General features: G+C 72.0%; 21 protein-coding genes. 13 read left to right on the top strand and 8 right to left on the bottom strand.

Annotated features, from left to right (window positions below):
- Positions 1–110 precede the first annotated feature (110 nt).
- From pyrG to AC0QU1_RS14740, 4 genes are all read left to right on the top strand, one after another.
- On the top strand, positions 111–1,787 hold the full coding sequence (gene pyrG / locus AC0QU1_RS14755; RefSeq protein ID WP_483570308.1) for a CTP synthase: 1,677 nt from the start codon (positions 111–113) through the stop codon (positions 1,785–1,787).
- Positions 1,784–2,413 (top strand): NUDIX domain-containing protein, encoded by a 630-nt coding sequence (locus tag AC0QU1_RS14750; RefSeq protein WP_483570306.1) that lies wholly within the window; start codon positions 1,784–1,786, stop codon positions 2,411–2,413. The genes pyrG and AC0QU1_RS14750 overlap by 4 nt, the downstream gene beginning before the upstream one ends.
- Positions 2,414–2,609: 196 nt before the next feature.
- On the top strand, positions 2,610–3,362 hold the full coding sequence (locus AC0QU1_RS14745) for a DUF4230 domain-containing protein (protein ID WP_483570304.1): 753 nt from the start codon (positions 2,610–2,612) through the stop codon (positions 3,360–3,362).
- A 63-nt stretch (positions 3,363–3,425) separates the two neighbouring features.
- Entirely contained in the window at positions 3,426–4,403 is a 978-nt protein-coding gene (locus tag AC0QU1_RS14740) for a hypothetical protein (protein WP_483570302.1), read from the top strand.
- A gap of 236 nt (positions 4,404–4,639) precedes the next feature.
- On the opposite strand, the gene AC0QU1_RS14735 is transcribed toward AC0QU1_RS14740, so the two are convergent.
- The 4 genes from AC0QU1_RS14735 to AC0QU1_RS14720 form a co-directional block, all read right to left on the bottom strand.
- A complete protein-coding gene (locus AC0QU1_RS14735; RefSeq protein WP_483570300.1) occupies positions 4,640–5,563 on the bottom strand; it encodes a COX15/CtaA family protein in 924 nt (307 codons plus the stop codon).
- 142 nt (positions 5,564–5,705) lie between these two features.
- Positions 5,706–6,920, bottom strand: coding sequence for a S8 family peptidase (locus AC0QU1_RS14730; protein ID WP_483570298.1), 1,215 nt, complete (start codon positions 6,918–6,920; stop codon positions 5,706–5,708).
- 365 nt (positions 6,921–7,285) lie between these two features.
- A complete protein-coding gene (locus AC0QU1_RS14725; protein WP_483576699.1) occupies positions 7,286–8,062 on the bottom strand; it encodes an ABC transporter permease in 777 nt (258 codons plus the stop codon).
- A 92-nt stretch (positions 8,063–8,154) separates the two neighbouring features.
- On the bottom strand, positions 8,155–9,156 hold the full coding sequence (locus AC0QU1_RS14720) for an ABC transporter ATP-binding protein (RefSeq protein ID WP_483576698.1): 1,002 nt from the start codon (positions 9,154–9,156) through the stop codon (positions 8,155–8,157).
- A gap of 473 nt (positions 9,157–9,629) precedes the next feature.
- Between AC0QU1_RS14720 and AC0QU1_RS14715 the strand changes: the two genes are divergently transcribed.
- The 8 genes from AC0QU1_RS14715 (at position 9,630) to AC0QU1_RS14680 (ending at position 16,518) form a co-directional block, all read left to right on the top strand.
- Positions 9,630–10,406, top strand: a complete 777-nt coding sequence (locus tag AC0QU1_RS14715) for a helix-turn-helix transcriptional regulator (RefSeq protein WP_483570296.1) — start codon at positions 9,630–9,632, stop codon at positions 10,404–10,406.
- Positions 10,406–11,842 (top strand): Fe-S cluster assembly protein SufB, encoded by a 1,437-nt coding sequence (sufB, locus tag AC0QU1_RS14710; protein ID WP_483570294.1) that lies wholly within the window; start codon positions 10,406–10,408, stop codon positions 11,840–11,842. Before AC0QU1_RS14715 ends, sufB begins: the two co-directional genes overlap by 1 nt.
- A 1-nt stretch (position 11,843) precedes the next feature.
- Positions 11,844–13,061, top strand: coding sequence for a Fe-S cluster assembly protein SufD (sufD, locus tag AC0QU1_RS14705; RefSeq protein WP_483570292.1), 1,218 nt, complete (start codon positions 11,844–11,846; stop codon positions 13,059–13,061).
- Positions 13,058–13,402 (top strand): non-heme iron oxygenase ferredoxin subunit, encoded by a 345-nt coding sequence (locus AC0QU1_RS14700; protein ID WP_483570290.1) that lies wholly within the window; start codon positions 13,058–13,060, stop codon positions 13,400–13,402. Before sufD ends, AC0QU1_RS14700 begins: the two co-directional genes overlap by 4 nt.
- Before the next feature lie 35 nt (positions 13,403–13,437).
- The gene (gene sufC / locus AC0QU1_RS14695) at positions 13,438–14,208 is read left to right on the top strand and encodes a Fe-S cluster assembly ATPase SufC (protein WP_483570288.1); all 771 of its coding nucleotides are present in this window, start codon (positions 13,438–13,440) and stop codon (positions 14,206–14,208) included.
- 30 nt (positions 14,209–14,238) lie between these two features.
- The gene (locus AC0QU1_RS14690; protein WP_483570286.1) at positions 14,239–15,570 is read left to right on the top strand and encodes a cysteine desulfurase; all 1,332 of its coding nucleotides are present in this window, start codon (positions 14,239–14,241) and stop codon (positions 15,568–15,570) included.
- A 77-nt stretch (positions 15,571–15,647) separates the two neighbouring features.
- Entirely contained in the window at positions 15,648–16,127 is a 480-nt protein-coding gene (gene sufU / locus AC0QU1_RS14685; protein WP_483570284.1) for a Fe-S cluster assembly sulfur transfer protein SufU, read from the top strand.
- Positions 16,128–16,137: 10 nt separating this feature from the next.
- Positions 16,138–16,518: a metal-sulfur cluster assembly factor gene (locus AC0QU1_RS14680; protein WP_483570282.1), complete on the top strand. Its 381-nt coding sequence runs from the start codon at positions 16,138–16,140 to the stop codon at positions 16,516–16,518.
- 73 nt (positions 16,519–16,591) lie between these two features.
- Here AC0QU1_RS14680 and AC0QU1_RS14675 read toward each other — a convergent pair whose 3' ends face one another.
- Entirely contained in the window at positions 16,592–17,602 is a 1,011-nt protein-coding gene (locus AC0QU1_RS14675; protein ID WP_483570280.1) for an NAD-dependent epimerase/dehydratase family protein, read from the bottom strand.
- A gap of 101 nt (positions 17,603–17,703) precedes the next feature.
- Here AC0QU1_RS14675 and AC0QU1_RS14670 point away from each other — a divergent pair, with 101 nt between their 5' ends.
- The gene (locus AC0QU1_RS14670; RefSeq protein WP_483570278.1) at positions 17,704–18,537 is read left to right on the top strand and encodes a helix-turn-helix domain-containing protein; all 834 of its coding nucleotides are present in this window, start codon (positions 17,704–17,706) and stop codon (positions 18,535–18,537) included.
- Positions 18,538–18,570: 33 nt separating this feature from the next.
- Here the strand turns inward: AC0QU1_RS14670 and AC0QU1_RS14665 are convergent, their stop codons facing one another.
- The 3 genes from AC0QU1_RS14665 to AC0QU1_RS14655 form a co-directional block, all read right to left on the bottom strand.
- Positions 18,571–18,981 carry a barstar family protein gene (locus AC0QU1_RS14665; RefSeq protein WP_483570276.1) on the bottom strand — a complete coding sequence of 137 codons (411 nt, stop codon included), beginning with the start codon at positions 18,979–18,981 and terminating at the stop codon, positions 18,571–18,573.
- Positions 18,982–19,068: 87 nt separating this feature from the next.
- Complete coding sequence (locus tag AC0QU1_RS14660) at positions 19,069–19,485, bottom strand: ribonuclease domain-containing protein (protein WP_483570274.1); 417 nt, start codon at positions 19,483–19,485, stop codon at positions 19,069–19,071.
- 207 nt (positions 19,486–19,692) lie between these two features.
- Positions 19,693–20,565, bottom strand: coding sequence for an SDR family NAD(P)-dependent oxidoreductase (locus AC0QU1_RS14655; RefSeq protein WP_483570272.1), 873 nt, complete (start codon positions 20,563–20,565; stop codon positions 19,693–19,695).
- Between the last annotated feature and the right edge of the window lie 139 nt (positions 20,566–20,704).

The raw sequence follows: 20,704 nt of genomic DNA, 5'->3' as shown, positions 1-20,704 counted from the left end.
CCGCAGCAGGGGCACACTCGATCGGAACCGATCGACAATCCCCACATGGCGAGCGCGTGTGCCGGGTGTTACACCACCGGCACGCTGTACCTCGGATAGGATGGAGTTCCGTGGTCGAACACCGAAGCAGTCTCCAGTCCCGTCAGCGGTCCGGCGCCACCACGCCGACCAAGCACATCTTCGTCACCGGTGGCGTGGCGTCCTCGCTCGGCAAGGGGCTGACGGCGTCGTCGCTCGGCCGCCTGCTTCGCTCGCGCGGCCTCAGTGTGACCATGCAGAAGCTGGATCCCTACCTCAACGTGGATCCCGGCACCATGAACCCGTTCCAGCACGGCGAGGTCTTCGTCACCGAGGACGGCGCGGAGACCGACCTGGACATCGGCCACTACGAGCGGTTCCTCGACGTCGAGCTGCCCGCCTCGTCCAACGTGACCACCGGCCAGGTGTACTCCCGGGTCATCGCGAAGGAGCGCCGCGGCGAGTACCTGGGCGACACCGTGCAGGTCATCCCGCACATCACCGACGAGATCAAGCTCCGGATGCGCGAGCAGGCCTCGGACGACGTCGACGTGATCATCACCGAGATCGGCGGCACCGTCGGCGACATCGAGTCGCAGCCGTTCCTGGAGTCCGCGCGCCAGGTGCGGCACGAGCTGGGCCGCGACAACGTGTTCTTCCTGCACGTCTCGCTCGTGCCGTACATCGGCCCGTCGGGTGAGCTGAAGACCAAGCCGACGCAGCACTCCGTGGCCGCGCTGCGCTCGATCGGCATCCAGCCGGACGCCATCGTGCTGCGCTCGGACCGCGTGGTGCCGGAGAGCATCAAGCGCAAGATCGCGCTCATGTGCGACGTCGACAACGAGGCAGTGATCAACTGCGCCGACGCGCCGTCGATCTACGACATCCCGCGCGTCATCCACACCGAGGGCCTCGACGCGTACGTGGTGCGCCGCCTCGGCATGCCCTTCCACGACGTCGACTGGGTGGGCTGGAGCCGGCTCCTGGAGCGTGTGCACGAGCCCGAGCACAACGTCGAGGTCGCGCTGGTCGGCAAGTACATCGACCTGCCCGACGCGTACCTCTCCGTGACCGAGGCGCTGCGCGCCGGCGGCTTCGCCAACGACGCGAAGGTGGCGATCCGCTGGGTCGCCGCCGACGACTGCAAGACGCCGGAGGGCGCGCGGGCGTCCCTCGAAGGCGTCGACGCGGTGCTGGTGCCCGGCGGCTTCGGCGTGCGCGGCATCGACGGCAAGGTCGGGGCGCTGCGCTGGTCGCGCGAGAACCTGGTGCCCACCCTCGGCATCTGCCTCGGCCTGCAGTCCATGGTCATCGAGTACGCGCGCAACGTGCTGGGCTGGGCGGACGCGTCGTCCACCGAGTTCCACCCGGCCAGCAGCCACCCCGTGGTGGCGACGATGGCCGAGCAGAAGGCCATCGTGGAGGGCGAGGGCGACCTGGGCGGCACGATGCGCCTCGGCGCGTACGAGGCGCTGCTCACCGCCGGCTCGGTGGTGGCCAAGGCGTACGGCAGCGAGAAGGTCTCCGAGCGGCACCGGCACCGGTACGAGGTGAACAACTCCTACCGCGGCGAGCTGGAGGAGGCCGGCCTGGTGATCTCCGGCACGTCGCCCGACTCGTCGCTCGTGGAGTTCGTCGAGCTGCCCGCCGAGACCCACCCGTACTTCGTGGCCACGCAGGCCCACCCCGAGTTCAAGTCGCGCCCCACCCGCGCGCACCCGCTGTTCGCCGGCCTGATCGCCGCGGCGCTCGAGAAGCAAGCGGGATGAGCACTGAGATCACGGACGTCATCGACCCCCGCCCCGCGCGGCGTCTGGACGTCCCGTTCCAGGGTTTCATCGTCGACATGGTCTCCGACGAGGTCGACCTCGGCGAGGCCGGCGGCATCGTCCGCCGCGAGTACGTCGACCACCCGGGCGCCGTGGTCGTGGTGGCGCTGACCGACGACGGCGACGTGCTGCTCCTGCGCCAGTACCGGCACCCGGTCGGCGCGTTCCTCTGGGAGGCGCCCGCCGGCCTGCTCGACCTCGACGGCGAGGACCCGCACGTCGCCGCGGCCCGCGAGCTCGCGGAGGAGGCGGACATGACCGCCGGCTCCTGGGCCGTGCTGCTCGACCTGCTGCCCACCCCGGGCGGCAGCAACGAGGCGGTGCGCGTCTACCTGGCCCGCGACCTCGCCCCGGTGCCCGACGGCGAGCGGCACACCCGTGAGGCCGAGGAGGCCGACATGGTCGTGGTGCCGGTGCCGCTGGAGGAGGCCGCGGCGCTGGCGCTCGCGGGCCGGCTGCACAACGCGGCGACGATCGCGGGTGTGCTCGCGGCGGCGATCGGCCGGGCGTCGGACTGGGAGACGTTGCGCCCGGTGGACTCCCCGTGGGAGTACCGCAGGAGCTGAGCGCGCTGGGTGTGGTGTGGGTCAGTTTGTGTTCGGCAAACTGTCAGGTGATCGGCACCTCGGACTACCGATCACCTGACGTTCTGCCGACCATCCGGATCGTGGGCCGGGCCACGCGCGGGGGCGAGTGTCAGTGAGGGCGCTAGCGTTTGGGGTTGGGGAGACATGTCGGATATGTCTTCAGGACGGGAGCGGCATGGCCGGGATCGGGGCGGAGACCCAGCAGGTGGGTTCGGCGGGTGGGCGCGCCGGTTCGCCGTCGGGCGCGCGACGACGGCGGATGCCTGCCTGGCTGGCGGGGGTGCTCGGGTTTCTCGTCGGTGTGGCGCTGACCGCCGGGGCGGTGGCCGGGGTGCTGTCGGCGCTGCGCGACGACTTCCGTGACGCCTTCTGGCGGGTGTTCCTGGAGGGCCTGAACCCGTTCACCACGAGCGAGGTCGACCGGTCCGAGACGCCCGTGCTGGTCAGCATGCGGGACCTGGCGCGGTTCGTGGCCGGCGAGGCGCAGTACGAGGTGCTGGTCGACCTGGAGCGGGACGTCGAGTACGTGCCGGGCTGGCTGGCGGGGGAGCGCACGGTGCTCGTCGTGAACGGCTCGGTCGAGGCCTACGTGGACTTCACCGGCCTGGACGGGGACGCTGTCGAGATCTCGGCGGACGGCACGACGGTCGCGGTGACGCTGCCCGAGCCCGAGCTCGCCGAGCCGCGCATCGACCTCGACGCCAGCCGCGCGCTGACGGAGGACCGCGGCCTGGTGGACCGGGTCGGCGACTTCTTCGACACCGACACCGACTCCCGCCAGGAGGCGCTGGCCGTGGCCCAGGAGCAGATCTCGGACGCAGCGGCGGACTCGGACCTGGCCGAACGGGCCCGCGCGAACACGGTGAAGACCCTTGAGGCGATGTTGTCGCCGTTGGGGTACGACCAGGTGGTGGTCGAGTTCCGGTAAGCCCGGAAGTCCGCGGATCGCGGGTGTCATAACGACGTCATCGGGCTGCGCTATCCTCCCCGCGTGACCAGCGAACCCGACATGCTTCCCAATGTTTCGTCCCTCCCGGCGTGGCTCGTCCCGTCCGTCTACCTGAACTGGTCCGAGGACTGGCTGGGCGAGGCGGTAGCGATCGCGAGCCGGAGCCACGAGCACCGTCTGCCCGGCGGCGCCGACGGCCCGCAGCGCGGCGACGTCGTCGTCACCGTCGTGGGCTCAGAGCCCGGCATCGTCGCCGCGGTCGAGCTCATGGGCACCACCCAGGGCGAGGACTGGGTCAGCGACGAGGTGTTCGGCCCGGACAAGCCAGTGGTCTGGGACGACCTCTTCAACGGCGCCGCCGCCTACGCGCGGTCGTCCGGCTGGCTGCCCCAGGAGCACGCGCGCCTGGTGCTCGACGGCATCGCCCACCAGTACAAGCACGGCGCCACCGGCACGCTCGACGCCGGCCACTGCGAGACCGACGAGCTGTCGCCCAACCTGCATGTGCTGCGCCTGCTGGGGCACAAGCAGGTCTCGGGCGCCGACCTGCGCCGCGAGGAGCGCTGCGCCTCGTGCGAGCGGTTCGTCGACGTCATGCAGCTGCGGCCGCACGACGACGGCGCGCACACCGGCCAGACCGGCGAGCGCCCCATCACGGAGCTCATCCAGCAGACCTTCCTGGTGTGCGGCCCGTGCCACGCACTGCTGCACGGGCACTCGGTGCTGTCGCAGCGCGCGCAGATGCGCCCGGCGTGCCCCTCGTGCGGTCAGCGGGGCGCCACCAAGCGCATCGTGTGGGGCCAGGCGGCGGACACCATGAAGTTCGAGCCGGACGTCGTGTACGGCGGCTTCGACACCCCGGTCCCGACGCCGGACTGGTACTGCCCCGAGTGCTACGCGAACTTCTCGTCGGGTGCCGTGGCGCAGCGTGCGCTGGGCGACCTGCCGGAGCCCGTGCCCGTGGGCGCAGGCGCCGTGACGCCGGCGAACGGCGAGGACCTCTGGACGCCTGAGGTCTGAGGCCTCGTCGGCGCTTCGCCGCGTCGGCGTCGGCACTTTGGCGCGACGGCGTCGGCACTTTGGCCTTGACGTCGGCAGTTGGCATCGAGATCGGTCCAGCACTGGACCGATCTCGATGCCAACTGCCGACCTCACGGGCCGCGCCGATCCCAGGTGCGCCGACGCCGCGTGCCGCGCCGACCCCAGGGTGAGAGTGCCGGTGTCGGCGCGTCGCGCCCACCGCACGTGCGTCGCGCTCAGCGGACGCGCGTCGTCAGCACCACCCGCGTCGTACCCGCGATCAGCAGGGCCGCGCCGATCATGTGCAGCCCCACCAGCAGCTCCGGCAGGTCGGTGAAGTACTGCACGTACCCGATGGCGCCCTGCGCCAGCGTGATGCCGAGCAGGATCAGTGCGGCCCGTCGCGCCTGGCCCGGCCCGCCGCGCACCACGAAGAGGTACGCGACCAGGGCAGCCACGAACACCCACACCGCTGCGGCGTGCCACTTGGTCAGCAGCGCCGGGTCGATGGCGAACCGGTAGCCCACCTCGGCGTCGCCGCTGTGCGGGCCGGCGCCCGTGGTGAGCACGCCGAGCACCACCACCACGGCGGTCAGCGCGGCCAGGGTCCAGGCCAGGCTCCGCGCCCGCGGCCCGACGACGGGGGTGGGCGGCTGGTCGCCCTCGCCGTGCCGGTGCAGCACGTACAGCGACGCGGCCACCAGGGCGCCCGAGACGCCGAAGTGCAGGGACACCCAGCCCGGGTGCAGGTCGAGCAGCACGACGACGCCGCCGATCACGGCCTGCGCCAGCACGCCGAGGATCGGCACCAGGCCGAGCGCGCGGTAGGACCGCGACCGGTTCAGGTCGGTGCACACCGCCACCGCGAGCAGCACGGCGATGACCGACAGCACGCCCGTGAGCGTGCGGTTCCCGAACTCTATGTACGGGTGCAGGGTGGTGGCCTCGTGGAACTGCGGGGTGAAGTGCCCCGGCTCGCACTCCGGCCAGGTGGAGCAGCCCAGGCCCGACTCGGTCAGGCGCACGGCCCCGCCGGTCCCGATGATGCCGATCTGGCCGACCAGGTTCGCGATCAGGACGGCGCGGGTCCAGTGCCGGAAGCGGTCGACCCGGCCGGCGAGCGCGGTGAACCAGGAGGTGGGGGCGGCGGTTGCGGTCACGGGTCCACGCTAGTGCCCGACGGCGGCGCCGCCTCCCGCGCAGGGCCCGGACCGCCTGTGATTCTTTGCCGACTAGCTGTCAGGAACGCCACAGGGGCCCCGGCGCGATGCCGGGGCCCCTGCGTGGTGCGGGAGGGAACCGTCAGAGGCCGCTCACGTTCAGCAGCAGGTTGGGCGAACCGGCACCCGGGTCGGTCACGACGTCCGGCACGGCGGCGCCCGTCAGGGCGTCGCCGACCTCGGCCGGCGTGGCGGCGGGGTTGCCGCCGAGCACGAGCGCCGCGGCGCCCGCGACGTGCGGCGTGGCCATCGAGGTACCGCTGATGGTGTTGGTGGCGGTGTCGCCGGTGTACCAGGCCGACGTGATGTCGCTGCCCGGCGCGAAGATGTCCACGCAGCTCCCGATGTTCGAGTAGGCGGCGCGGGCGTCGTCGTCCTCGGTGGCACCGACCGTCAGCGCCTCCGGGGTCGAGCCCGGCGAGCCGTCGCAGGCGTCGGCGGCGTAGTCGTTGCCGGCGGCCAGGGCGAAGGTCACGCCGTCGGCCACCGCCGCGGACACGGCGTCGTTCACGGCCTGCGAGAAGCCGCCGCCGAGCGACATGTTGGCCACGGCAGGCTCGCCGGCCTGGTGGTCGGCGGTCACCCAGTCGATGCCGGCGATCACGCCGTCGTAGCTGCCCGAGCCGCCGCAGTCCAGCACGCGGACCGCGACGAGGGAGACGTCCTTGGCGACGCCGTGGGCCGCGCCGCCGACGGTGCCGGCGACGTGCGTGCCGTGGCCCGCGCAGTCGGTGGCGTCGTCGTCGCCGTCCACGGTGTCGGTGCCGCTGACCGCGCGGCCGCCGAAGTCCTCGTGCGTGGTCAGGATGCCCGTGTCGACGATGTACGCCGTCACGCCGCTGCCCGAGTTCCCGTAGGTGTACGAGTCGTCGAGCGGCAGGCCCTCCTGGTCGATGCGGTCCAGGCCCCAGGAGGGGACCGGCGACTGCGTGTCCGTCGCCGTCATCACGCGGTTCTGCTCGACGTACGCGACCGACGGGTCGGCCGCGAGCTTCTTGGCCTCGCCCGCCGACATGGACGCCGAGAACCCGCGCACCGCGTTGGTGTACGAGTGGCGCACCTCGCCGCCGTACTTCTGCGCCAGGCTGCTTGCCGTGCTCTTGACCTCTGCCTTGGCGACGTCGGTGTCCTTGAGGACCACGATGTACGAGTCCTCGATCACCGCTCCGGCGACGGGCGCCGGGGCCTCGTCCGGCGTCGACGACGTCACCGCGGCCGCGGCCGGAGCCGCCGCGAGGGCGATCGCGATACCGGCGCCGACGATCAGCCGGCGACGGTTGCTGTGAGTGGAAGTCACGCTGCCTCCCTGGGGAATGTAGGTGAAGTGAACCCTAAATGGGCAAATTTCACCCGCCAACCCTACGAATTGGTCATACCGTTCGACTATGGATTCGAGGTAGGTGTTTCCCCGAACGCGTACGGGCCGGTCACGAAGCGGGCGCCCCGCCGAACCGCAAGCTGATCGTCACCACCGCTGCCGAACCGAAGGTCGCGAGTCCATCAGCGGCCAGATCGACGATCATCTTGCGGTTCGGCGCCGGTGGCGACGACTATCTTGCGGTTCGGCGCGGATGGGCGGGGCGATCAGCTTGCGGTTCGGCGGTTCCGGGCGGGTCTCAGGGGCATGGCTCGCCCGGGGGCAGTGCCAGCGGAAGAAGGGGGTCAGTGCCAGCGGAAGAGGCGGGCCGCGCCTGCGCCGAGTGCCGCCGTCCAGCCCAGCAGTATCACCACGGAGAACGGCGGGACGGCGCCGTGCAGCAGGGCTCCGCGCATCGCCTCGCCCAAGGCGCCGGACGGCAGCAGCACCGCGGCATGCGCCAGCGGGCCCGCGAGCTGCTGGGCCGGCAGCAGCACACCGCCGCCTACGGTGAGCAGCACGAGCACCAGGTTGGCCACGGCGAGCACACCCTCCGCGCGCAGGGTCCCGGCCAGGAGCAGCGCCAGCGCGGTGAACGTGGCGGTGCCCAGCAGTCCGGCGCCGACGGCGGCGGGCAGCGCGCCCAGCTCCGGCCGCCACCCGAGGGCCACCGCGACGCCCGCGATGACGACCACCTGCACCACCTCGACGGCGAGCACGCCGAGCACCTTGCCCGCCAGCAGTCCGCTGCGGCCCAGCGGCGTGGTGGCCATGAGCCGCAGCACGCCGTTGCGCCGGTCGAACGCGGTGGCGATCGCCTGCGACGTGAACGCCGTCGACATCACGGCGAGGGCCAGCACGCCCGGCGTCACGAAGTCGACCCGCGAGTAGCCCTGCGTGTCGAGGTCGATGAACGACGTGCGCACCAGACCCACCAGGACCAGCACCGGCAGCACGATCGTCACGAGGAGCTGCTCGCCGTTGCGCAGGATGGCCCGCGTCTCGAACACGGCCTGGGCCACGATCCGGCGGACGACGGGCGCGGCACCTGTACCGGCGGCCCGCACCGTCTTGGTCGGCATCGTCTCGGCCGACGGCGCCGTGGCGGACGGGTCGGACGGGCCGGCCGGCGTGGTGCTGCGTGTTCCGGCGGAGCTCCGTGCGGTGCCGGCGCTCATCGCAGGTTCCTCCCCGTGAGGTCGAGGAACACGTCCTCGAGGGTGCGGCAGCCGGTCGTGACCGACCGGGCCAGCACGCCGCGGTCGGCGAGCCACGCCGTCACGGTGGCTATCGCGGCCGGGTCGATCGGACCGGTGAGGGTGTAGACACCGGGCTCGGGCTCCGCGGCGGTCCAGGGGGAGCCGTCGGCCGCGCCGCCGTCGGCCCCGATGCCGCTGCCGGAGGACGAAGCGACACCCGCGGCACCGCCGGCCTTGACCCCGCCGCCCAACCCGGCACCCGGCAGCACCTCACGGAGCCCCGCCAGGTCCAGCCCCGGCGCGGCCTCGATGCGCACCGTCCCCGGCCCCGTCTCGCCGTCCGTCAGCTCGCGCACGCTGCCGGATGCGATCACCCGGCCGTGGTCCACGATGTGCACGTGGTCGGCGAGGTCGGCCGCCTCGTCCATGAGGTGGGTGGTCAGCACGATGGCGACACCGTCGGCGCGTAGCTCGCGCACCAGGTCCCAGACGGCGCGCCGGCTCTGCGGGTCCAGGCCGGCGCTCGGCTCGTCGAGGAACACGACGTCGGGCCGCCCGACCACCGCCGCGGCGAGCGCCACGCGCTGCCGCTGCCCGCCTGACAGTCGGCGCACGGTGGTGCGGGCGAAGCCGTGCAGGCCGAGGCGTTCGGCGAGCTCGTCCACGGGGCGCGGCGCCGCGTACATGGCGGCGACGTGGCGCAGCAGCTCCAGCGCGCGCACCCCGGTGGGCAGGCCGCCGTCCTGCAGCATGACGCCGACGCGGGGGCGCAGGGCGCGGGCGTCGGCGACGGGGTCGAGGCCCAGCACGCGCACGGTGCCGCCGTCGGGGGAGCGCAGGCCCTCGCAGCACTCGACGGTGGTCGTCTTGCCCGCGCCGTTGGGCCCGAGGACGGCGGTGACGGCGCCCGGGCGGGCGACCAGGTCGAGGCCGTCCACGACGGCGCGGCCGTCGTAGCGTTTGACGAGGCCGCGCACCTCGACGGCGACCCCAGGGCCGGCGGCACCGGCCGAGCCGGCACCCGCAGAGTGGGCACCGGCAAACTGGGCGCCGGCAGAGCCGGAACTCGCAGGACCGGCACCCGCAGAGCCGGCACCGGCGGACCGTGCACCGGCAGGGCCGGCATCAGCAGAGCCGGCACCGGCAGAGTGAGCAGCGGTGGCGCTCGCGGCGGCCGCCGGAGCGGCGTCGACGGCGGGCGCGTCGGACAAGGGCACCGCACAATCGTAGGCGGCGGCGCGCGCGGCCGACGTCGTACGGGGTGACCAGGATGCGGACCGCACGTGTGAGATGTGTCGCGATCGACCGAAACTGAGGGTCGCCTTCCTTGCGCATCTCGAATTAGGGAACAAGGATGTTCTCAAAAGCATCGGCGCCCGTGAGGGCGTGCACACCGGGGTGAAAGTCTGCCCCGGAACGAGCCTTGGGACGACACGAGGGAGGTGACGGGATGAGCGCACCGGTACAGGCGTCGGCGGGACACGCGGCGAGCCACGAGACCGACGGCACCACGCGACGGCGCGTGCTCGAGCTCGTCGCCTCCCGCGGCCCGGTCACGGCGGGCGCGCTCGCGGACGTCCTGGAGCTGACCGCCCCGGCGGTGCGCCGCCATCTGACCCTCCTGGAGGAGGACGGCAAGATCACCGTCCACGAGGCCACGCCGTCGGGCACCCCCCGGCGCGGGCGCCCCGCGCGGCGGTACGTCGTCACGAGCGGCGGCCAGTCCGAGCTGGCGGGCGGCTATCAGGAGATCGCCAGGCAGGTGCTGCGCTTCCTCAAGCAGACGGGCGGCAGCGAGGCCGTGGCGGGCTTCGCCAAGGACCGGTTCGACGCCGTCGCCCGCAGCTACGCGCCGCACCTCACCGCCGCCGACGCCGAGGGCCGGGCCGCCCAGCTCGTCCAGCTTCTGTCGGCCGACGGGTACGCCGCCTCCGTGCGACCCGTGCCGACGCCCCTGACCGGGCCGGGGGCCGGTGTCGTGGCCCCCGCCGTCCAGCTCTGCCAGGGGCACTGCCCGGTCCAGCACGTGGCCGAGGAGTTCCCCGAGCTGTGCGAGCAGGAGGCCCGCGCGTTCAGCGAGCTGCTGGGCTCCCACGTGCAGCGCCTCGCGACCATCGCGGGCGGCGCACACGCCTGCACCACGAACATCCCTGTGAGCGCCACCGCCCAGCCGGGCGTCGGCGCCCCGAGACCCTTCCCCGCGACGACCCCCACCGAAGGAAAGTGATGAGCGCAGAAACGCAAGCGCCAGAGCAGCGCTCCGACGACGAGATCATCGCCAGCATCGGCGCGTACGAGTACGGATGGCACGACAGCGACGTGGCCGGCGCCGCCGCGCAGCGTGGCCTGAACGAGGACGTGGTCCGCAACATCTCGGCGCTGAAGAACGAACCCGAGTGGATGACCAAGCAGCGCCTCAAGGCGCTGCGCCTGTTCGGCAAGAAGCCCATGCCGAGCTGGGGCTCCGACCTGTCGGGCATCGACTTCGACAAGATCAAGTACTTCGTGCGCTCCACGGAGAAGCAGGCCTCCTCGTGGGAGGAGCTGCCCGAGGACATCAAGGCCACGTACGACAAGCTCGGCATCCCGGAGGCCGAGAAGCAGCGCCTCGTCGCGGGTGTCGCTGCCCAGTACGAGTCCGAGGTCGTCTACCACCAGATCCGCGAGGACCTGGAGGAGCAGGGCGTCATCTTCGTCGACACCGATACGGGCCTGCGCGACTACCCGGAGCTGTTCCAGGAGTACTTCGGCACGGTCATCCCGGCCGGCGACAACAAGTTCGCCGCGCTGAACTCGGCCGTGTGGTCGGGCGGCTCGTTCGTCTACGTGCCGCCGGGCGTGCACGTGGAGATCCCGCTGCAGGCCTACTTCCGGATCAACACCGAGAACATGGGCCAGTTCGAGCGCACGCTGATCATCGCCGACGAGGGCTCGTACGTGCACTACGTCGAGGGCTGCACGGCGCCGATCTACAGCTCGGACTCGCTGCACTCCGCGGTGGTCGAGATCGTCGTCAAGAAGAACGCCCGCGTGCGCTACACGACGATCCAGAACTGGTCGAACAACGTGTACAACCTGGTCACCAAGCGGGCCACCGCGGCCGAGGGCGCCACCATGGAGTGGGTCGACGGCAACATCGGCTCCAAGGTCACCATGAAGTACCCGGCGATCTACCTGCTGGGCGAGCACGCCCGCGGCGAGACGCTGTCCATCGCCTTCGCGGGCGAGGGCCAGCACCAGGACGCCGGTGCCAAGATGGTGCACGCGGCGCCCAACACATCGTCGTCGATCGTCAGCAAGTCCGTGGCGCGCGGCGGCGGCCGCACGTCCTACCGCGGCCTGGTGCAGGTGCTGGAAGGCGCCTCCCACTCCGCGTCCAACGTCCTCTGCGACGCGCTGCTGGTGGACCAGATCTCCCGCAGCGACACCTACCCGTACGTGGACGTCCGCGAGGACGACGTGTCCATGGGGCACGAGGCCACGGTCTCGCGGGTGAGCGAGGACCAGCTGTTCTACCTCATGTCCCGAGGCATGGAGGAGACCGAGGCCATGGCCATGATCGTGCGCGGGTTCGTCGAGCCCATCGCGCGCGAGCTGCCCATGGAGTACGCACTCGAGCTCAACCGCCTCATCGAGCTGCAGATGGAAGGGTCCGTCGGCTGACATGACCGCTGCTACCACTGAGATGACGACCGACCACTCGCGCGCCGTCACCGACCATGCCCACTCCCACGGCGCCGTCAAGCCGGAAGGCTCGCGAGCCGAGCGCCGCACGTCCTTCTCCCTTGACGACATCCCCGTGCCGCACGGCCGCGAGGAGGAGTGGCGCTTCTCCCCGGCCGACCGCCTCCAGCCGCTGTTCCAGGCGGACCTTGGCGCCTCGGGCGTCACGGTCCAGGCGACCGCGGCCCCCGGCGTGACCGTCGAGACCGTCGGGCGCGACGACGCCCGCCTCGGCACCGCGGGCAAGCCCGGCGACCGGACGGCCGTCACCGCGTGGAACGCCTTCGAGCAGGCCACGATCGTGACCATCCCGGCGGAGCTCGTGGCCTCCGACGTCACCTCCGTGCGGCTGGAGGGCGTGTCCACCGACGCGACCGCCGCCCACGTGCTGGTCCGCGCCGAGCGGCACGCCGAGGCCGTCGTGGTCATCGACCACAACGGCGTCGGCTCCCTGGCCGAGACCGTCGAGATCGTGGTCGAGGACGGCGCGCACCTCACCGTCGTCAGCGTCCAGGACTGGGCCGACGGCGCCGTGCACGCCTCATCACACCGCGCCCGCCTGGGCCGCGACGCCAAGCTCAAGCACGTCGTGGTGACCTTCGGCGGCGACGTCGTGCGCATCACGCCGGACGCCGAGTTCACCGCAGAGGGCGGTGAGGTCGAGATGGTGGGCCTCTACTTCGCGGACACCGACCAGCACCAGGAGCACCGCCTCTTCGTGGACCACGCGGTGCCGGACTGCAAGTCCCGCGTGACCTACAAGGGCGCCCTCCAGGGCTCCGGCGCGCACACCGTCTGGGTGGGCGACGTGCTGATCCGCGCGAACGCCGAGAACACCGACACCTACGAGCTCAACCGCAACCTGGTCCTCACCGACGGCGCGCGCGCCGACTCGGTGCCGAACCTGGAGATCGAGACCGGCGAGATCGCCGGCGCGGGCCACGCCAGCGCCACCGGCCGGTTCGACGACGAGCAGCTCTTCTACCTCCAGGCCCGCGGCATCCCCGAGATCGAGGCCCGGCGCCTGGTCGTGCGCGGCTTCTTCGCCGAGCTCATCCACGAGATCGGCGTCCCGTCGGTCGAGGAGCGCCTGCTGGCCTCCATCGAGGCCGAGCTGGAGAAGTCCATGAGCGTGATCACCGGGGCACCGGCCGCATGACCGCACAGCTTGCCTGCATGACCGACGACCTGGCACCGGAGGAGGCGATGCTCGTGGAGCTCGACGGCGCCGACGGCGCCCCGGTCCCGGTAGCGGTCGCGCGCGACGCCGACGGCACCTTCCACGCCATCTCCGACGTCTGCTCGCACGGCGCGGTCTCACTGTCCGAGGGCGAGATCGAGGGCTGCCTGGTGGAGTGCTGGCTGCACGGCTCGCAGTTCGACCTGCGCACCGGCCAGCCCGTCCAGCTCCCGGCCATCCGCCCGGTGCCCGTCTACCCCGTGACGATCGACGGCGACAAGGTGCTCGTCGACATCGACGTGACCGTCCCCGTCTCCTGAACCCCTGACTTTCCGCAACCCTGGAGTAAACCGATATGCCCACCCTCGAGATCCGCGACCTGCACGTCAGCGTCGAGACCAAGGAAGGCCCCAAGCCGATCCTGCGCGGTGTCGACCTGACCATCGCCAGCGGTGAGACCCACGCGATCATGGGCCCCAACGGCTCGGGCAAGTCCACCCTGGCCTCGGCGCTCGCCGGCCACCCCAAGTACACCGTCACCTCCGGCACCGTCACGCTCGACGGCGAGGACCTGCTGGAGATGACCGTCGACCAGCGCGCCCGCGCCGGCCTGTTCCTCGCCATGCAGTACCCCGTCGAGGTCTCCGGCGTGTCGGTCGCGAACTTCCTGCGCACCGCCAAGACCGCCATCGACGGCACGGCCCCCGCCCTGCGGACCTGGGGCAAGGAGGTCAAGGGCGCGATGGAGAACCTGCGCATGGACCCGGCCTTCGCCGAGCGCTCCGTGAACGAGGGCTTCTCCGGCGGCGAGAAGAAGCGCCACGAGATCCTGCAGATGGAGCTCTTCAAGCCCCGCTTCGCGATCCTCGACGAGACCGACTCCGGCCTCGACGTCGACGCGCTGCGCATCGTGTCGGAGGGCGTGAACCGGGCCAAGCAGAACACCGACGTCGGCATCCTGCTCATCACCCACTACACGCGCATCCTGCGCTACATCAAGCCCGACTTCGTGCACGTCTTCGTGGACGGCAAGATCGCGGAGGAGGGCGGCTCCGAGCTGGCCGACCGCCTCGAGGAAGAGGGTTACGACAAGTACATCGGCGCGAGCGCGACGGCCACGGCCTGACCGACCGCTGAGGCACCTCGAGGGGACATGATGACCACCACCGCAACCGTGCGACCGGGCGCTCCGGCGCCGTCGTCCGCGCAGACCGGCTCGCTCTCGGTGACCGAGCTGGCCGCCGTCCGCGCGGACTTCCCGCTGCTCGAACGTACGGTGCGGGGCGGTCAACCCCTCGTGTACCTGGACTCGGCCGCGACGTCCCAGAAACCCCAGGTGGTGCTGGACACCGAGGTGGACTTCTACGAGCAGCGCAACGCCGCCGTCCACCGCGGTGCGCACTACCTCGCCGAGCAGGCCACCGAGGCGTTCGAGCAGGCGCGCGCGGCCGTCGCCGCGTTCGTCGGCGCGGACGACGGCGAGATCGTCTGGCAGCCCGGCGCCACGGCCGCGATCAACGTGGTGGCCTACGCCTTCTCCAACGCGACCCTAGGCCGCGGGGGCGAGGCCGCCGCGCCGTTCCGGCTCGCGCCGGGCGACGAGATAGTGGTCACCGAGGCGGAGCACCACGCCAACCTCGTCCCGTGGCAGGAGCTGTGCGCCCGCACCGGCGCCGTCCTGCGCTGGATCCCCGTGGCCGACGACGGCAGGCTCGACCTGTCGGACCTCGACGCCATCGTCACCGAGCGCACCAAGGTGCTGGCCTTCGGGCACGTGTCGAACGTGACCGGCGCGATCGCGCCCGTGGCCACTCTCGTGGCGGCGGCCCGCCGGGTCGGGGCGCTCACCGTGCTCGACGCCTGCCAGTCCGTCCCGAACATGCCCGTGAACTTCCATGAGCTCGGCGTCGACTTCGCGGCGTTCAGCGGGCACAAGATGCTCGGCCCCACCGGCGTCGGCGCCCTGTACGGGCGGCGCGAGCTGCTGGAGGCCATGCCGCCGACGGTGACCGGCGGGTCCATGGTCGAGGTCGTGACCATGGAGGCGACCACCTACGCGCCGCCGCCGCAGCGCTTCGAGGCCGGCACCCAGATGGTGGCCCAGGCCGTGGGCATGGGCTGTGCCGCGCAGTACCTCGGCGAGCTCGGCATGGCCGGCGTCGCCCGGCACGAGTCCGAGCTCGCCGCCGAGCTGCTGAAGATCGCCGACATCCCGGGCGTCCGGGTGATCGGCCCGCTCGACACCGCCGACCGGCTCGCCGTGGTCTCGTTCGTGGTCGAGGGCGTACACGCGCACGACGTCGGCCAGGTGCTCGACGACAAGGGCATCGCCGTGCGGGTAGGCCACCACTGCGCGCAGCCGCTGCACCGCCGGTTCGGCGTGGCGGCGACGGCGCGCGCGTCGGCGTCGGTCTACACCACCGTCGAAGAGGTCGCCGCGTTCCGGGAAGCGTTGACGGGGGTCCGCGCGTTCTTCGGAGCAGAGTGAGTCATGAAACAAGAGACTCATCATCTCTCGGTCGTAGCTTCGGCGAGACTGTTCGGAAGATCTAGAGAGGCAGCGTCGTGAGCACGCTCGAGCAGATGTACCAGCAGGTGATCCTGGACCACGCGAAGCACCCGGTGGGCCGGGGGCTCGTCGACTTCGCGGCGGCCGACGGACACGTCGCCGGCGAGTCGCACCAGGTCAACCCGACGTGCGGCGACGAGGTGACCCTCCGGGTCGACGTCACGCCGGACGGCGCGGTGGGCGGCGTCTCCTGGGAGGGGCAGGGGTGCTCGATCTCGCAGGCGTCCGTGTCCGTCATGGCGTCGCTGGTCGAGGGCGTGTCCCTCGCCGAGGTGGCCCGGCTCGACGCCCTGTTCCACGACCTGATGTCGTCCCGCGGCAAGGGCCTGGACGACGACGAGGCGGAGGACGCCCTCGGCGACGCGACCGCCTTCACGGGCGTGTCGCAGTACCCCGCCCGGATCAAGTGCGCGCTGCTCGGCTGGGCGGCGCTCAAGGACTCGCTGGCGCGCAGCGGCGCGCTGGCCACGAGCTGAGGAGAGAGCGATGACCGAGGCGAGCACCGACGTCGGCCAGGACGAGGCCCAGGCTGCTTCCGCGCAGGGAGCCGGCCCGTCGCCCACCACAGTGGTGGACGTCGAGGAGGCCATGCGCGACGTGATCGACCCCGAGCTGGGCATCAACGTCGTGGACCTGGGCCTGATCTACGGCATCCAGGTGGACCAGAACAACCACGCGACGATCGACATGACGCTCACGTCGGCGGCCTGCCCGCTGACGGACGTGATCGAGGACCAGAGCGCGACAGCGCTCGAGGGCATCGTGGACGGGTTCCGGGTGAACTGGGTCTGGATGCCGCCGTGGGGTCCGGAGAAGATCACGGACGACGGCAGGGAGCAGCTGCGGATGCTGGGGTTCAACGTCTGACGGTCAGGCGGCGTCCGGCCTGGCCTGCTGACCAGGCCGGACGCCGGATGACCTGCGGCCGGCGCGGCGCCGCCTACCGGGCGCCCGCCCGCAGCTCGTCCAGGCCGGCGGCGACCGTCACGCCGGGCCGGTAGCCCAGGTCGACGCGCGCCCGGGTGATGTCATAGCTGCGGTCGCGCCCCATGAACGCGACCAGCCACCGGTCGAGCGGTGGTGCGGTGGGACGGCGCAGCAGCCGCCACACCGCCTCCAGGGTCGCGGCGACCGGCGCGGCGACGGCGGACGGCACGCTGCGCGCACCGCTGACGTCGGCGCCCGCGATCCTGAGCACCGGCGTGAAGAGGTCCCGGATCGGCATCGGGGAGCCGTCGGTCACGTAGTAGACGCCCCGGTCGGTGCCGCGGGTCAGTGCGGCGGTCGTGGCGGCGGTCAGGTTGTCCACGTGGACGAAGTCGATGACGTGCCGCCCGCCGTCGATCCAGGCGAACCGCCCGGCGGCGGCCGCCTTGGCCGCCTCGGTCAGCGTGGTCATCCCCGGGCCCCAGACGAGTGGCGGGCGCAGGATGACCAGCGACATGCCGGGCGTCGCGAGGTCGGCCAGGGCCCGTTCGGTCGCGAGCTTGACCCTGCCGTAGGCGATGATCGGGCGCCCTGTCGGTGTCGTCTCGGAGACGTGAGCCGGCTCGCCGCGCCGGTCCGTCGACACGGCGGCGGCGCTGATCAGCACGAACCGCTTGACGCCGGCGGAGGCCGCGGCTCTGAACAGGGCGACGGTGGGCCAGTGGTTGTCGCGCTCGAAGCCGGCGTCCGACCCCCAGAACGCCATGCGGGCCGCCGCGTGGATCACGCCGTCGCACCCGTCCAGGGCGGTCAGCCAGTCCGCGGTCCGCGCCGCGGGTCCGCCGTCGTCCGGACGGCGCAGGTCGGCCAGGTCGCCGAGGACGGCGCTCGCCCCGGCCTGCTCCACGCGCCGCGCCGACTCCGCACTACGGGCCAGCGCCCGCACCGTGTGCCCGCCCTCGACCAAACGGCTGATGATGTGCTGTCCGACGAATCCGCTGCCGCCGGTGAGGAAGATGTCCATGGCTCGATCGTGAGCCGGGCGCCGTGCCCCGGGGAGCCACGGTTCTTCCTGGTACAGCCGGTACCACGACGCAGTGACCGTGGTGCAGGAGGATGGTGCCCATGGAAGAGCTCGGCGTCGCACTGCGGGCCTGGCGCGACCGGCTGTCCCCGGGCGCCGTGGGCCTGCCGCACCATTCCCCGCGCCGGGTCGCCGGCCTGCGGCGCAGCGAGCTGGCGCAGCTCGCCGGCATCTCCGTCGAGTACGTGGTGCGGCTGGAGCAGGGCCGGGCGACGACGCCGTCGGCGCAGGTGTGCTCGGCGCTCGCCCGCGCGCTGCAGCTCTCCGACGACGAGCAGGCCCACCTGCTGCGCCTGGCAGGCCACGCCGCCGACCCGGACCGGGTCCCGCGGCTGGTGCCCGCCAGCGTGCACCGGATCGTCGAGCAGCTCACCGGCAGCCCGGTGGCGGTGTGCGACGCGAGCTGGCAGCTTCTGCACTGGAACCCGCTGTTCGCGGCGACCTTCGGCGATCCGTCCCGGCTGAGCGACGACGGGCGCAACGCCCTGCTCTTCCAGTTCGAGAACCACGAGAACCGTCTGCGGCAGACCCCCGCCGAGCGGGACGCGTTCGAGGCTTCGCTGGTGGCCGACCTGCGCGCCACCACGAGCCGGTACCCGAACGATTCCGACGTCCGGGCGCTGGTCGCACGGCTCGGCCGCCTCCCGAGGTTCCGCGAGCTGTGGGAGCTGCGGTCGGTGGGCGACCATCAGGGCGCACGGAAGATCGTCGTGCACCCGGACGTGGGGGACATCGCCGTCGAGTCCAACGTGCTCACCACGCAGGGCACGGACCTCCGCATCGTGGTGGACACGCCCCGCGACGCGGAGGCCAGGAGCAAGCTTGAGCTCCTGGCCGCCATCGGGATCCAGGAGATGGCCTCCAGCGAGAGCTGACGGCGTGCCGCCTGGTCCTCTCGCCGTCCGGCCTCAGCTCAGCTCGAGGAGGACGCCGTCCGCCGACTGCTGGCCGCCGGGGCCGTGGTCGCGGATGATGGCGACGATCTCGTCGAACAGCGTCGGGCCCTCGCCGCGGCGCGCGTCGTCGAGCCGCGCCGCGAAGGCCGCGCGGTTGGACGGGTCGACGGTGGGCAGGAGCCGCTCCAGCCGCCGGGCCGTCTCGGGGTGGCCGAGGGCCGCCCGGGACGTCTCGGAGTCGACCCACCGCAGCACCCAGCCGTCCGCCGGCGTCCCGTACCCGCCGCGGAGCACGTCGTCGAGGGCGTCGAGGTTTCCACGCCAGGTGTACCCGGTCAGCAGCCGGGAGAACTCGCGGGCGAAGCCGTCGAGGTCGCTGAACCGCGTCCCGTCGACGATGAGCACGGGGAGGTCACGAGTCATGGTTCGAGGCTATCCGTCCTGCTCCGGGCCGGACCCGTGCGCCGCACCCGGCCTTTGCCAGGGCCGGACGCGGCGCACGGGACCGGGTCACATCCGGTAGAAGTCGCCGTAGTGGTTGGGCGAGAAGTAGACCACGCCGGTGGTGCGGTCCAGGACGAGCCGGTAGGACTGGCGTGCGGCACCGCAGGCGCGCGGCGTCACGTCGAACTCGAGGTAGGAGTGGCCGGCGGGGAGCTGGCCCTCGGCGTTGCGGTGCACGCCGCCCGCGAAGTTGCACTGGCCGTTCGGCCAGTCGTACCAGCCGCGCGTGCTCGGGTAGCCCATGGACCTCCAGATGGAGTTCGAGGAGTACGCCTCCGCGCAGCCGCTGTGCGTGCACGAGCTGTAGACGGTCGCCTCGGCCGCGGGGGCGACGGAGACGCTGGCGACGCTGAAGCCGACCATGGTCGCCAGGATGACGAGCATGCTGACCAGGCCGGACACGATGCTTTTCTTCTCGGACACGCTGACCTACCTCTCGGTTGGGAATACCGAGGGGAATTCTTGCCCGCCCAGCCGACTTCGACCCGACGGCGCGCCCACCTGTGGGTGAATTTCTTCTGTCCGGTTTGTCCCGACGGCGCTGCTCCGTACTGGCACGCCAGAGTTCCGGCCTGGTCTGCCGACCAGGCCGGAACCCGATGACGTACGGAACGGACCGCCGGGACCCGCTCAGACCGTGGCGGGCTCGTCCGCGGGGATGTCGGTGGTGACGGCGAGGCCGCGCGCGGCCTCGAAGTCCGCCGTCAGCGCCTGGACGCGTGCGGCGCCCAGCGACAGGGAGTCCGAGCCGAGGAGCTGGTGCAGCGGAGCGTCACCGGTGGTCGCGACGGTGATGATCGCCGTGGCAGCCTTGGCCGGGTCGCCGAGCTGGGTGCCCGGCATGTTCAGGTGCTGCTCGACCATCTCGCGGATGGCCGGGTAGGCGTCGCTGGTCGACGTCGGAAGGCCGAGCGAGACCGGGCGCAGGAAGTCGGTGCGCATGTAGCCGGGCTCGATGGTGTTCACCTTGATGCCGTGGCCCGCGACCTCGGCGGCCAGCGACTCCGAGATCGCCTCGAGGGCGAACTTGCCGGCGCCGTACAGGCTCCAGCCCGGGAAGGGGAGCAGCCCGACGATGGAGGACACGTTGATGATGTGGCCGCTGCCGTTCTCGCGGAAGCCCGGCAGCACCGCGCGCAGCACGTTCCAGACGCCGAAGACCTGGACGTCGAACATCGCGCGTGCGTCGGCGTCCGAGACCTCCTCGACGGCGGCGAGGTAGCCGTAGCCGGCGTTGTTCACGACCACGTCGAGGCTGCCGAAGCGCTCCTTGGTGCTCGTGACGGCCTGCGTCACCTGGTCCTGGTCGGCGAGGTCGACCGACAGGGGGAGCAGGCGGGTCGTGTCGGTGCCGGCAAGGGCGTCGGTCAGCCGCTCGACGGAGCGGGTGGTGGCAGCGACGTTGTCGCCGCGCTCGAGGAGCTGCTGGACGAGCTCGAGCCCGAGGCCGCGCGAAGCGCCGGTGACGAACCAGGTGGCGGGACGGTCGGTGGGGTACGTCATGATGGTCTCCTTGGGAGTGTCGAGCCGACACGGCGTGCCGGTACCTCAACGTTCCCGCCCGGAGGACGGCCGTGGGGCGCCATAGCTTGCCTCCTCCGTCCTGGGTCGGCACTGACTAGGACTCGGAGGTCCTGGTTGC

The sequence above is a fragment of the Promicromonospora noduliphila genome, from assembly GCF_056951025.1.
This window is presented reverse-complemented; position numbering and strand designations above follow the sequence as displayed.

Coding starts and splice junctions, on each gene's coding strand:
- AC0QU1_RS14750 (WP_483570306.1), top strand. CDS start 1,784: ATGAGCACTGAGATCACGGACGTCATCGACCCCCGCCCCGCGCGGCGT.
- AC0QU1_RS14745 (WP_483570304.1), top strand. CDS start 2,610: ATGGCCGGGATCGGGGCGGAGACCCAGCAGGTGGGTTCGGCGGGTGGG.
- AC0QU1_RS14725 (WP_483576699.1), bottom strand. CDS start 8,062: ATGCCGACCAAGACGGTGCGGGCCGCCGGTACAGGTGCCGCGCCCGTC.
- AC0QU1_RS14715 (WP_483570296.1), top strand. CDS start 9,630: ATGAGCGCACCGGTACAGGCGTCGGCGGGACACGCGGCGAGCCACGAG.
- sufB (WP_483570294.1), top strand. CDS start 10,406: ATGAGCGCAGAAACGCAAGCGCCAGAGCAGCGCTCCGACGACGAGATC.
- sufD (WP_483570292.1), top strand. CDS start 11,844: ATGACCGCTGCTACCACTGAGATGACGACCGACCACTCGCGCGCCGTC.
- AC0QU1_RS14700 (WP_483570290.1), top strand. CDS start 13,058: ATGACCGCACAGCTTGCCTGCATGACCGACGACCTGGCACCGGAGGAG.
- sufC (WP_483570288.1), top strand. CDS start 13,438: ATGCCCACCCTCGAGATCCGCGACCTGCACGTCAGCGTCGAGACCAAG.
- AC0QU1_RS14690 (WP_483570286.1), top strand. CDS start 14,239: ATGACCACCACCGCAACCGTGCGACCGGGCGCTCCGGCGCCGTCGTCC.
- AC0QU1_RS14680 (WP_483570282.1), top strand. CDS start 16,138: ATGACCGAGGCGAGCACCGACGTCGGCCAGGACGAGGCCCAGGCTGCT.
- AC0QU1_RS14675 (WP_483570280.1), bottom strand. CDS start 17,602: ATGGACATCTTCCTCACCGGCGGCAGCGGATTCGTCGGACAGCACATC.
- AC0QU1_RS14670 (WP_483570278.1), top strand. CDS start 17,704: ATGGAAGAGCTCGGCGTCGCACTGCGGGCCTGGCGCGACCGGCTGTCC.
- AC0QU1_RS14665 (WP_483570276.1), bottom strand. CDS start 18,981: ATGACTCGTGACCTCCCCGTGCTCATCGTCGACGGGACGCGGTTCAGC.
- AC0QU1_RS14655 (WP_483570272.1), bottom strand. CDS start 20,565: ATGACGTACCCCACCGACCGTCCCGCCACCTGGTTCGTCACCGGCGCT.